Below are 11,597 nucleotides of genomic sequence, written 5' to 3' on the forward strand. Positions count from 1 at the left end.
CGGCTCGCGCGCCCCGGGCGGCGAGGTGACGATCCACGGCGTGTCCAAGCGCTTCGGCGCGCTGCAGGTGCTCGACGACGTGACCTTCACCGCGCCGCGCGGCAGCGTCACCGTGATCCTCGGCCCCTCGGGCTCGGGCAAGTCGACGCTGCTGCGCACCATCAACCACCTGGAGCGCGTGGACGACGGCTTCATTGCCATCGACGGCGAACTCATCGGCTACCGGCGCGATGCCGACACGCTGTACGAGCTGCACGAGAAAGACATCCTCACGCGCCGCGTCGACGTGGGCATGGTGTTCCAGAACTTCAACCTGTTCCCGCACCTCACGGTGCTGGAGAACATCGTCGAGGCGCCGCAGTCGGTGCGCGGCCTGCCGCGCGCCGAGGCCGAGGCGCTGGCCACCGACCTGCTGGCCCGCGTCGGCCTGGCCGACCGCAAGGACGCCTACCCGCGCCAGCTCTCGGGCGGCCAGCAGCAGCGCGTGGCGATCGCGCGGGCGCTGGCGCTCAAGCCCAAGGTGCTGCTGTTCGACGAGCCCACCTCGGCGCTCGACCCCGAACTGGTGGGCGAGGTGCTCGCGGTGATCGAGGAGCTCGCGAGCTCCGGCACCACGCTGCTCATCGTGACGCACGAGATCGGCTTTGCCCGCGAGGTGGCCGACACCGTGGTCTTCATGGAGCAGGGCCGCATCCTCGAAACCGGCACGCCCGAGCAGGTGTTCAACGCGCCGAGGCACCCGCGCACGGCCGAATTCCTGGCCAAGGTGCTCTGAGTTTTCTTTCCCTTTTCTCCTTTTTCAACCGACCGCTTTCATGACCCATCGACGCCTTCTCCTGTCCGTTCTCCTGGCGGCCTTGCTGCCGATCGCCGCGACGGCCCAGACCGCCCCGGCGCCCGACCTGAGCCCCGAGCAACCCGGTCGCCCGCGCGCGCAGAAGATCGACGAGGCCGTGCGGCTCGCGAAGGACTTCAAGTTCCTCAAGGAAGGCGTGCTCGTCGTGGGCACCACCACCGGCCGGCTGCCGTTCGCGGCCTACGCCACCGACACCAAGACACCCGTGGGCAACGCGCCCGACATCGCGCAGCTCGTGGCCGACAGCCTGGGGCGCAAGCTGGAGCTGGTGTCCACCGCCTGGGCCGACTGGCCGCTGGGCCTGCAGTCGGGCAAGTTCGACGTGGTGGTGTCCAACGTGACCGTCACCGAGGAGCGCAAGGAGAAGTTCGACTTCTCGACCTACCGCAACGACCAGCTGGGCATCTACGTGAAGTCGGACAGCAAGCTCGGCGCCATCAAGGAGCCGAAGGACATCGCGGGCCTGAAGCTCATCGTGACGGCCAGCACCAACCAGGAGCAGATCCTGCTGCGCTGGAACAAGCAGAACATTGCCGCCGGCCTCAAGCCCATCGAGATCCAGTACTACGACGACGATGTGGTGCAGCGCCTGGCCATCCAGTCGGGCCGCGCCGATGCGTACGTGGGCCCCAATGCCATCGCGGCCTACGAGGCGCGCGACGGCAAGACCCGGCTCGCGGGCCTGGTGTCGGGCGGCTGGCCGCTCAACGCCGAGATCGCCGTCACCTCGCGCAAGGGCTCGGGCATTGCCGAGGCCGTGACGCTCGCGCTGAACACGCAGATCAAAAACGGCAACTACGGCAAGGCGCTGTCGCGATGGAACCTGGCGTCCGAGGCCATCGAGGTGGCGCGCACCAACCCGCCCGGCCTGCCGAAGAACTGAGGGGAGGGGACCATGTCGCTCAAGAAGACACTGGGGGCGCTGGCCGCCCTCGGGCTGATGGCGTTCGCGCCGGCGCACGCCGCCGACGCCTTCGACTTCAGCCCCGAGCAGAAGGGCCGCCTGCACACCGGCAAGGACGCCGAGGCCGTCAACGCCATTCCACCGAGCTTCAAGTTCGTGAAAGAGGGCGTGCTCACCATCGCCATCGCGCCGTTCGCGCCGCCGATCTCCACCTATGCCACCGACGCGAAGACGGTGGTGGGCTTCGACCCCGACTTTGCCCATCTCATCGCCGAAGCGCTGGGCCTGAAGCTGGAGCTGCGGCCCGTCGCCTGGGCCGACTGGCCGCTGGGCCTGAGCTCGGGCAAGTACGACGCCGTGATCTCCAACGTGGGCGTGACCGAGCAGCGCAAGGAGAAGTTCGACTTCTCGACCTACCGGCTCGGCCTGCACGGCTTCTACGTGCGCACCGACAGCGCCATCCAGTCGATCAAGGAGCCGAAGGACGTGGCGGGCCTGAAGCTCACCACCGGCGCGGGTACCAACCAGGAGCGCATCCTGCTCGAATGGGACCGGCAGAACGTGGCCGCGGGCCTGAAGCCGGTGTCGATCCAGTACTACGACGACGATGTGACGCGCTGGCTGGCGGTGACGACGAAGCGCGTCGATGCCAACTTCAACCCCAACGCACCGCAGGCCTACGAGGCCGCGAAGAACGGGCAGCTGCGGCTGGCCGGCACCGTGAACGCGGGCTGGCCGCTGAAGTCGGACGTGGCCGTGGCCACGCGCAAGGGCAGTGGCCTGGCGGTGGCGCTGAGCACCGCGGCCAACAACCTGATCCGCAACGGCACCTACGCCAAGGCACTCGCGCGCTGGCGCCTCGCGGAAGAGGCGCTGCCGAAATCGGAGGTCAACCCGCCGGGGTTGCCGAAGTTCTGACCCTGCGAGCGACACGACCATGACCATCCAACACATCGGTTTTCTCACGCCCGGCAATTACGACGAGGCCGACCCGCACGCGGGCCTCGAGGCCGCGCTGCGGCTGTTCGAATTCGGCGAGCGGCGCGGCTTCGACAGCGCCTGGGTGCGCCAGCGCCACCTGGAGCGCGCCGTGTCGTCGGCACCGACCTTCCTGGCTGCCGCCACGCAGCGCACGCGCCGCATCGAACTCGGCGCGGCCGTGATCCAGATGGGCTACGAAAACCCGTTCCGGCTCGCCGAAGACCTGGCCACCGTCGACGTGCTCTCGCGCGGGCGCCTGCAAGTGGGCCTGAGCGCGGGTGCGCCGCCGCACGGCGCCTTGCTGGGCGGTCGCTTCCAGGACGCACCGCCGGCCACGGTCGACTTCACGCACAAGCGCGTGGCGCGGCTGCGCGCCAACCTCGAAGACGTGCTGCTGGGCGATGAAGACACGGTGGTCGAATCCGCCGGCGGGCGCGTGCGTCCGCGTGTGCAGCCTTATGCGCCCGGGCTGGTGGGGCGGCTCTGGTACGGCGGCGGGTCGCTGCGCTCGGCCGAATGGGCGGGGCGCAACGGCTTTCACTTGCTGCTGGGCAATGTGCTCACGGGCGAGACCACCGACGACTTCCTCGAGGCGCAGACCGGCCTGGTCGAACGCTACCGCGCCAGCGAAGTGCCGGGCGCGCGACGCGGACGGATCGCGCTGGGCCGCGTGATCGTGCCGCTCGACGGCGCCGATGCGGCCACGCGACGCCGCTACCGCGCGTTCGCCGCGGGCCGCGTCGAGCGCACGCTGTCGCCGCAGGGCGAACGCCGCACGCTGTTCGCCGGCGACCTCGTGGGCAGCGCCGACGAGATCCTCGAGCACCTGCACCGCGACCCGGTGCTGCCGCTGGTGAGCGAGCTGCGCGTGGAGCTGCCCTACAACTTCGACAGCGAGGCCTACGAGCAGATCCTGGACGACCTGGCGGTGCGCATCGCGCCCGAACTGGGCTGGCGCGTGCGCGCCGAGCTGCCACACGAAGCGCTCGCACTCGCCTGAGCCTCAGACGCTTTGCGCATGCGCTTATCGCAAACGCTTCGTTGGTGATCGCGTGCTGCCTGCCTAGAGTTCGCTCTGATCTGTTTCTGATGTCTTCCATTCAACACAAGGAGTCCCGCATGTCGATCTTCAGCAGATGGTGGCGCGCCGCGTCCCTCGCCACGCTGACCTTCCTGGCCACCGCACCGTCGGCCTTCGCGCAGGCCTCGGCCGACGGCAGCGGTCCGCTGGTCTCCACCGACTGGCTCGAGAAGAACCTGCGCAACCCGAAGCTGCGCGTGATCGAGGTCAGCGTGAACCCGGGCCTGTACGAGCGCGGCCACATCCCGGGCGCGGTGAACTTCTCGTGGCACAACGACCTCAACGACCGCGTGCGCCGCGACATCGTGAGCCAGGCGGAATTCGAGAAGCTGCTGTCGGCGGCCGGCGTCGACAAGGACACCACCGTCATCCTCTACGGCGACACCAACAACTGGTTCGCGGCCTGGGGTGCCTGGGTGTTCGACCAGTACGGCGTGCAGAACGTGAAGCTGCTCGACGGCGGGCGCAAGAAGTGGGAGGCCGAGAACCGCGTGCTCGACAACCGCGCGCCCGAGCATGTCGCCACGCGCTTCAAGGTGACGCAGCCCAACCCGCAACTGCGCGCGCGGCTGGCCGACGTGCTGGCCGTGGCCGAGGGCCGCTCCGATGCGAAGCTGGTCGACATCCGCTCGGCCGACGAGTACAGCGGCAAGATCTTCGCGCCGGCCGGCGCCGCCGAGCTGGCGGTGCGCGCGGGCCACGTGCCCGGCGCGGCCAACGTGCCCTGGGGCCGCGCGGTGAACGAAGACGGCACCTTCAAGTCGGCCGCCGAGTTGAAGGCGATCTACGCGGCCGTGGGCATCGACGGCAGCAAGCCGGCCATCACCTACTGCCGCATCGGCGAGCGCTCGAGCCACACCTGGTTCGCGCTGCACAAGATCCTGGGCTACAAGAACGTGCGCAACTACGACGGCTCGTGGACCGAGTACGGCAACGCCGTCGGCGTGCCGGTCAACAACCCGGCCGGCACGGTGTGGGCGTCCAAATGAATGAGTTGAGGTGAGATGAGTTCGAGGTGAGTCGGCGTTGGAGGGACCTCGCGGCCTCTCTGATGAGCGACATTGGGCGAGCCCTCGGGCTCGCTTTTTTTTGACCCAAAAAAGAGGAACCGGGGCATGTCCGCTTCGTCAATCCATGCGCCGCCCGCGCCGCTTTCTCGCACGGGCCTGGCCGCTGCAGTCGTCGTGTCGTTGCTGATCGCCGCCGGTGTTCATCTGCTCGGCGAGCGCAGCGGTGGCCGCGCGCTGGCTTTCGCGCTCGGGCTGGGCGCGGTGCTCGGCGTGGTGCTGCAGCGCTCGCGTTTCTGCTTCTACTGCCATGCGCGCGACTACTTCGAAGGCGGCGATGCACGCGGCCTGCTGGCCATCGTGGCCGCGCTGGCGGTCGGCACCGTGGGCATGCACGTCGTCATGACCGGCTGGCTGCCGGTGCCGCAGCCGGGCCGGCTGCCGCCCGATGCGCACATCGGGCCGGTCAGCGGCGCGCTGGTGCTCGCGGGGCTGGCCTTCGGCGCGGGCATGGTGGTGTCGGGCTCGTGCATCAGCGCGCACTGGTACCGGCTGGGCGAAGGTTCGCCGACCGCACCCTTTGCACTGCTCGGTGCCGGCGCGGGATTCCTGTTGGGGTTCAGCAGCTGGAACTGGCTCTACAGCGCCACCATCGCCACCGCGCCCGTGGTGTGGTTGCCGCATCACCTGGGCTATGCGGGCTCGGCGGCGCTGCAACTGGCCCTGCTCGCGGCGCTGAGTGCCTGGCTCTGGCGAAAGCTGCCGGCGGGCGAGGCACCGTCGCCCACGCCGCGCCGCTTCATCGACGCCGCGCGCCGCCTGCTGCACGGGCGCTGGCCGTATGCCTGGGGCGGCCTCGCGGTCGGCGCCATCGCCGTGATCGTGGTGCTGCGGCTGCGTCCCCTCGGCGTCACCGCCGCGTTGGGCAGCGCCGCGCGTGACTTCGGCAACGCGCACAGCCTGCTGCCTCAGCGCCTGGACGGGCTCGACGGCTTCGGCGGCTGCGTCACGGCGGTGGTCGAAAGCCTCTGGCAGACGCCCAACGCGTTGCTGGTCGGCGGCCTCGTGGCGGGTGCACTGGCCGCGGCGCTGGCGAGCGGGCAGTTCAGGCCCGCGTGGCCGACCGGAGGGCAGGTGGTGCGTGGCCTCGGCGGGGGTCTGCTGCTGGGGTGGGGCGCGATGACCGGGCTGGGCTGCACGGTCGGCAACCTGCTGTCGGGCACGATGGCCGGCGCGCTGTCGGGCTGGGTGTTCGGTGCGAGCGTGCTGCTGGCGGTGTGGGGCGGGCTGCGATTGAAGCGTCTTGCTGTGAGGGCGTGACCGCCATTCATCGCCGCGCGGCAGGCACCGCATTTCCATATGCGGAGTCCTTCTTTCGGGACGACGCGGGGCAGGGCACAGTCCCTCACGCACAGGCACAGGACAACGCCGCCCCGCGCGGTCGTCCGCCTGTCTTCTCTTCCAAAGAACACCCGAGGGATTCCATGCTCCGACCACTCCTGACCGCGGCCCTGCTGGCCGCCGGCCTGCTGCAGGCGCCTGTTGCCGCCGCCGAAACCGTGCGCTGGGCACGCAGCGCCGACCCTGCCACGCTCGATCCGCATGCGGTCAACACCGGCACCAACTTCGGGTTGCTGCACCAGATCTACGAACCGCTGATCCTGCGCGGCGCCGACAGCAAGCTGCAGCCCGCGCTCGCCACCTCGTGGAAGCTCACGGCCGACCCGACGGTGTGGGAGTTCAAGCTGCGCCCCGGCGTCAAGTTCCATGACGGCGCGCTGCTCACGGCCGACGACGTGGTGTTCTCGCTGCAGCGCGCACAGGCGCCGAGCTCGGCGCTCAAGTCGCTGCTGTCGTCGGTGGCCGAGGTGAAGAAGGTCGATGCGCTCACCGTGCAGGTCAAGACCAAAGGGCCGAACCTGATCTTCCCGAACAACCTCACGAACCTCTTCATCCTCAACGAGGCCTGGGCCAAGGCGAACAAGGCCGAGCAGTCGCAGGACGTGGCCAGCAAGACCGAGAACTTCGCCACCCGCAACGAGAACGGCACCGGCCCGTACGTGCTGGCCTCGCGCGAGGTCGATGCGCGCACGGTGCTCAAGCAGTTTCCGCAGTACTGGGGCCGCGGCCAGTTTCCGCTGGACGTGACCGAGCTGGTCTACGTGCCGATCAAGTCGCCCGCCACGCGCGTGGCCGCGCTGCTGTCGGGCGAGGTCGATTTCGTGCAGGACCTGCCGGCGCAGGACGTGGGCCGGCTCAAGGCCGACAAACGCCTGCGCGTGACCGAAGGGCCCGAGAACCGCTCGATCTTCCTGGGCCTGAACGTGGGCGCGAAGGAACTCAAGTACGCCGACGTGAAGGGCAGGAACCCGCTGGCTGACCCGAAGGTGCGCGAGGCCATCGGCCTGGCCATCGACCGCGACGCGATCAAGGCGGCGGTGATGCGCGGGCTGTCGAACCCCTCGGGCATCATCGCGCCGCCTTTCGTGCACGGCTACGAGAAGGGCTTTGCAGCCTACCCGAAGGCCAATGCCGCGCAGGCGAAGAAGCTGCTGGCCGAGGCCGGCTACCCGAACGGCTTTGCGATCACGCTGCACACGCCGAACGACCGCTACGTGAACGACGAGGCCATCAGCACGGCGGTGTCGGGCTTCCTCGGGCGCATCGGCATCAAGACCACGGTGGCGGCGCGCCCGATTGCGCTGCACAGCACGGCCATCAACTCGGCCGACACCGACTTCTACCTGTTCGGCTGGGGCGTGCCGACCTACGACTCGGCCTACATCTTCGATTACCTGGTGCACACGCGCGGCAAGGACGGCCGCGGCCCGACCAACGCCACCGGCTACAGCAACGCCGAGGTCGACGCGCAGATCGCATCGCTCGCGGCCGAGAGCGACAAGGCCAAGCGCGACGCCACCATCAAAGCTATCTGGCAGACGGTGCAGAAGGAGCGCATCTACATCGCGCTGCACGACCAGGTGCTCAACTTCGCCTCGACCCCGAAGCTGGACATTCCCGTCAGCCCCGACGGCAGCGTGTTCTTCAAGAACGTGAAGGTGGCGAAGCCCTGAGCACACGCCATGTGGGTTCATCTCTTGCGCCGGCTCGGCCAGTCTGTGCTGGTGCTGCTGGCGGTGTCGTTCGTGTCCTTCCTGGTGTTCCGTCACATCGGCGACCCGACCATCAGCCTGCTCGGCGAGGACGCCACGCTGGAAGAGCGCGCCGCGCTGACGGCCGAGCTGGGTTTCGACCGCCCGGTGCTGGTGCAGTACCTGCGCTACGTGGGCCATGCCCTGCAGGGCGACCTGGGCGTGTCGTACCGGCTCAAGCGGCCGGTGGTCGAGCTCATCGCCGAGCGCCTGCCGGCCACGCTCGAACTGGCGCTGGTGGCGGCCGTGCTGGCGGTGGCGGGCGGCGTGGCGCTGGGCGTGTACACCGCGATCCGGCGCGACAGCGTGGCCAGCCGCGCGGTCATGGCGGTGTCGCTGGTCGGCGTGTCGCTGCCCACCTTCCTGATCGGCATCGGGCTCATCTACCTGTTCGCGGTCGAGCTGCGCTGGCTGCCCTCGTTCGGACGCGGCGACACGGTGCAGCTGGGCGGCTGGAGCACCGGGCTGCTCACGGCCTCGGGTTGGGCCTCGCTGCTGATGCCCGCGTTGACGTTGGGCCTGTACAAGATGACGCTGATCATGCGGCTGGTGCGCGCCGAGATGCTGGAGGTGCTGCGCGCCGACTACATCCGCTTCGGCCGCGCGCGCGGGCTGCGCGAGCGCGACCTGAACTACGGCCATGCGCTGCGCAACACGCTGATCCCGGTCATCACCATCACCGGACTGCAGATCGGCTCGCTGGTGGCCTTTGCCATCGTCACCGAGACGGTGTTCCAGTGGCCGGGCGTGGGCCTGCTGTTCATCACGTCGATCCAGGGGGTGGACGTGCCGGTGGTGGCGGCCTACCTGCTGCTGATCGCGCTGCTGTACGTGGCGATCAACTTCATCGTCGACCTGCTGTATGTGCTGGTCGATCCGCGCCTGCGACGCGCCTGACTCCTTTCTTGTTTTTCCGAATGACGTTTCCTTCCCCGACGGGCGCCCCCGCGCCGCGCCGCTGGCGCAACGCCGAGTCGCCCGTGCTGCGCGCCTTCGCACGCTCGCGCACCGTGCAGCTGGCCGCCTTCGTGCTGTTGCTGGTCGCGCTGGCCTCGCTGTTCGCGCCGTGGATCGCACGGCAGGACCCCTTCGACCCAGCCGTGCTCGATCTGATCGACGCCTTCACGCCGCCGGGGCAGCAAGGCGCCTCGGGTGCGTTCTACCCATTGGGCGCCGACGACCAGGGGCGCGACGTGTTCTCGGCCATCCTCTACGGGCTGCGCATGTCGCTGCTGGTGGGCGTGAGCGCGGTGGGGTTGTCGCTGGCCATCGGCGTGCCGCTCGGGCTGGCCGCCGGTTATGCGGGCGGCTGGTTCGACACGCTGGTGATGCGCGTGGCCGACGTGCAGTTGACCTTTCCGGTGCTGCTGGTGGCGCTCTTGATCTTCGGCATTGCGCGCGGCCTGCTGCCCGAGGGCTACCGCGACGACATGGCGGTGTACGTGATCGTGGCGGCCATCGGGCTGTCGGAATGGGTGCAGTACGCGCGCACGGTGCGCGGCGCCGTGATGCTCGAGAAGCACAAGGACTACGTGGCCGCCGCGCAGATCATCGGCCGTTCGCGCACCGGCATCCTGGTGCGGCACATCCTGCCGAACCTGCTGGCGCCGGTGCTGGTGATTGCCACCATCAGCTTCGCGCTGGCCATCGTGGCGGAGTCGACGCTGTCGTACCTGGGCGTGGGGCTGCCGCCCACGCAGCCGTCGCTGGGCACGTTGATCCGCATCGGACAGGGCTTCCTGTTCTCGGGCGAGTGGTGGATCCTGCTGTTTCCGGCGCTGGTGCTGCTGGCGCTGGCGCTGTCGGTCAACCTGACGGGCGACTGGCTGCGCGACGCCTTGAACCCGAGGCTGCAATGAGCGCGCGCGACCCATCGCCATCGCCCCGCGGCGAAACGCCCGTGCTGCGCGTGCGCGGGCTCGACGTGGCCTTCGACACGCACCGGGGCACGGTGCAGGTGCTCGATGGCGTCTCCTTCGAGATCGCGCCGGGAGAAATCCTGGGCGTGGTCGGCGAGTCGGGCGCGGGCAAGTCGATGGTCGGCGCGGCCGTCATCGGGCTGGTGCCGCCGCCGGGGCGTATCGCGGGCGGCACGGTCGAGCTGCACGGCGAACGCATCGACACGCTGCGCGGCGAGGACATGCGCCGCGTGCGCGGGCGCCGCATCGGCAGCGTGTTCCAGGACCCGCTGACCAGCCTGAACCCGGTCTACCCGATCGGCCGGCACCTCATCGAAACCATCCGCACGCACCTGCCCGTGAGCGAGCCCGAGGCGCGCCGGCGCGCGCTGGCGCTGCTGGCCGACGTGGAGATTCCCGACCCCGAAAGCCGCATCGACCAGTACCCGCACCAGTTCTCGGGCGGCATGCGCCAGCGCGTGGCGATTGCGCTCGCGCTGTGCGCCGAGCCGCAGCTGCTGATTGCCGACGAGCCCACCACCGCGCTCGACGTGTCGGTGCAGGCGCAGGTGATCCGCGTGTTCCGGCGCGTCTGCCGCGAGCGCGGCACGGCCGCGATGCTCATCACGCACGACATGGGCGTGATCGCCGAGGCGGCCGACCGCGTGATGGTGATGTACCAGGGCCGCGTGCTGGAGACCGGTCCGGTGCGCCAGGTGCTCGACCGCCCGCGCGAGCCGTACACGCGGGCGTTGATGGCCGCCATTCCTTCGGTGCATGACAGGCTGCATCGGCTGCCGGTGCCGGAGATCGGCGCGGACATCAGCGTGGCCGCCGCGTTGCCGCCCGCGCAGGCCGAGACCGTGGCGCCGCCGGCCGACAGCCCGCCGCTGATCCGCGTGCAGGGCCTGTCGCGCGCGTTCGATCTTTCGGCCGGCTGGCTCGTGCGCACGCTCGCGCGCCAGCCGAAGAAGGTGCTGCACGCGGTCGACGGCGTGAGCTTCGACATCGCGCGCGGCCGCACCTTCGGGCTGGTCGGCGAGTCAGGCTCGGGCAAGTCGACCGTGGCGCGCATGATCGCCGGCCTCACGCGGCCCACGGCCGGCAGCGTGCATTTCGACGGCATCGACCGCTGGGGCGACGCCGCGCAGACGGCCGCGCTGCGGCGGCGCTTCCAGATGATCTTCCAGGACCCGCATGCCAGCCTCAACCCGCGCTGGCGCGTGGACCGGCTCATCGCCGAGCCGGTCGAAGTGCTGGGCCTGGCCGCCAGCGCCGACGAAACCGCCGAGCGCGTGGCCCAGGCGCTGCGCCGCGTGCGCATGTCGCCCGACGACGGGCGGCGCTACCCGCACCAGTTCTCGGGCGGCCAGCGCCAGCGCATCGCCATCGCGCGGGCCCTGGCCAGCCAGCCCGAGTTCATCGTCTGCGACGAACCGACCTCGTCGCTCGACGTGTCGGTGCAGGCCCAGGTGCTGAACCTCATGCGCGACCTGCAGGACGAGTTCGGCCTGACCTACCTGCTGATCAGCCACAACCTCGCGGTGATCCGCCACATGTGCGACGACGTGGGCGTGATGCAGCGCGGGCGGCTGGTGGAGCAGGGCAGTGCGGCCGAAGTGCTCGATGCGCCGAAGCACGCGTACACGCGGGCGTTGATGGCGGCGGTGCCGGACATGCGGCACGCACCGGCCGCTGCCGTGCTCGCCACGACATGA

Annotated in this window: 10 protein-coding genes; all 10 read left to right on the forward strand. The window is 69.8% G+C overall.

Annotated elements, in window-relative coordinates; genetic code table 11:
- A partial coding sequence (locus VBO01S_RS07950) for an amino acid ABC transporter ATP-binding protein (RefSeq protein WP_062472816.1) occupies positions 1–775 on the forward strand: 775 nt, incomplete at its 5' end.
- 40 nt (positions 776–815) lie between these two features.
- The gene (locus VBO01S_RS07955) at positions 816–1,739 is read left to right on the forward strand and encodes an ABC transporter substrate-binding protein (RefSeq protein ID WP_062472818.1); all 924 of its coding nucleotides are present in this window, start codon (positions 816–818) and stop codon (positions 1,737–1,739) included.
- A 12-nt stretch (positions 1,740–1,751) separates the two neighbouring features.
- Positions 1,752–2,678, forward strand: coding sequence for an ABC transporter substrate-binding protein (locus VBO01S_RS07960; RefSeq protein ID WP_062472820.1), 927 nt, complete (start codon positions 1,752–1,754; stop codon positions 2,676–2,678).
- Positions 2,679–2,697: 19 nt separating this feature from the next.
- Positions 2,698–3,741 (forward strand): LLM class flavin-dependent oxidoreductase, encoded by a 1,044-nt coding sequence (locus VBO01S_RS07965; protein WP_062472821.1) that lies wholly within the window; start codon positions 2,698–2,700, stop codon positions 3,739–3,741.
- 119 nt (positions 3,742–3,860) lie between these two features.
- A complete protein-coding gene (locus VBO01S_RS07970) occupies positions 3,861–4,811 on the forward strand; it encodes a sulfurtransferase (RefSeq protein ID WP_062472823.1) in 951 nt (316 codons plus the stop codon).
- A gap of 126 nt (positions 4,812–4,937) precedes the next feature.
- Positions 4,938–6,149 carry a YeeE/YedE family protein gene (locus VBO01S_RS07975; protein ID WP_062472825.1) on the forward strand — a complete coding sequence of 404 codons (1,212 nt, stop codon included), beginning with the start codon at positions 4,938–4,940 and terminating at the stop codon, positions 6,147–6,149.
- A gap of 164 nt (positions 6,150–6,313) precedes the next feature.
- Complete coding sequence (locus VBO01S_RS07980) at positions 6,314–7,903, forward strand: ABC transporter substrate-binding protein (RefSeq protein WP_062472827.1); 1,590 nt, start codon at positions 6,314–6,316, stop codon at positions 7,901–7,903.
- 9 nt (positions 7,904–7,912) lie between these two features.
- Positions 7,913–8,878: an ABC transporter permease gene (locus VBO01S_RS07985; RefSeq protein WP_062472829.1), complete on the forward strand. Its 966-nt coding sequence runs from the start codon at positions 7,913–7,915 to the stop codon at positions 8,876–8,878.
- Between the two features lie 20 nt (positions 8,879–8,898).
- Positions 8,899–9,840, forward strand: coding sequence for an ABC transporter permease (locus VBO01S_RS07990; protein WP_062472831.1), 942 nt, complete (start codon positions 8,899–8,901; stop codon positions 9,838–9,840).
- Positions 9,837–11,597 carry a dipeptide ABC transporter ATP-binding protein gene (locus VBO01S_RS07995; RefSeq protein ID WP_062472833.1) on the forward strand — a complete coding sequence of 587 codons (1,761 nt, stop codon included), beginning with the start codon at positions 9,837–9,839 and terminating at the stop codon, positions 11,595–11,597. The genes VBO01S_RS07990 and VBO01S_RS07995 overlap by 4 nt, the downstream gene beginning before the upstream one ends.

This window comes from Variovorax boronicumulans NBRC 103145, from assembly GCF_001591345.1.
In the GTDB taxonomy this organism is placed as follows: Bacteria; Pseudomonadota; Gammaproteobacteria; order Burkholderiales; family Burkholderiaceae_C; genus Variovorax; species Variovorax boronicumulans.

Bases quoted from the DNA above. Each gene is read 5' to 3' on its own strand.
- VBO01S_RS07955 (WP_062472818.1), top strand. From the start codon at position 816: ATGACCCATCGACGCCTTCTCCTGTCCGTTCTCCTGGCGGCCTTGCTG.
- VBO01S_RS07960 (WP_062472820.1), top strand. From the start codon at position 1,752: ATGTCGCTCAAGAAGACACTGGGGGCGCTGGCCGCCCTCGGGCTGATG.
- VBO01S_RS07965 (WP_062472821.1), top strand. From the start codon at position 2,698: ATGACCATCCAACACATCGGTTTTCTCACGCCCGGCAATTACGACGAG.
- VBO01S_RS07970 (WP_062472823.1), top strand. From the start codon at position 3,861: ATGTCGATCTTCAGCAGATGGTGGCGCGCCGCGTCCCTCGCCACGCTG.
- VBO01S_RS07975 (WP_062472825.1), top strand. From the start codon at position 4,938: ATGTCCGCTTCGTCAATCCATGCGCCGCCCGCGCCGCTTTCTCGCACG.
- VBO01S_RS07980 (WP_062472827.1), top strand. From the start codon at position 6,314: ATGCTCCGACCACTCCTGACCGCGGCCCTGCTGGCCGCCGGCCTGCTG.
- VBO01S_RS07985 (WP_062472829.1), top strand. From the start codon at position 7,913: ATGTGGGTTCATCTCTTGCGCCGGCTCGGCCAGTCTGTGCTGGTGCTG.
- VBO01S_RS07990 (WP_062472831.1), top strand. From the start codon at position 8,899: ATGACGTTTCCTTCCCCGACGGGCGCCCCCGCGCCGCGCCGCTGGCGC.
- VBO01S_RS07995 (WP_062472833.1), top strand. From the start codon at position 9,837: ATGAGCGCGCGCGACCCATCGCCATCGCCCCGCGGCGAAACGCCCGTG.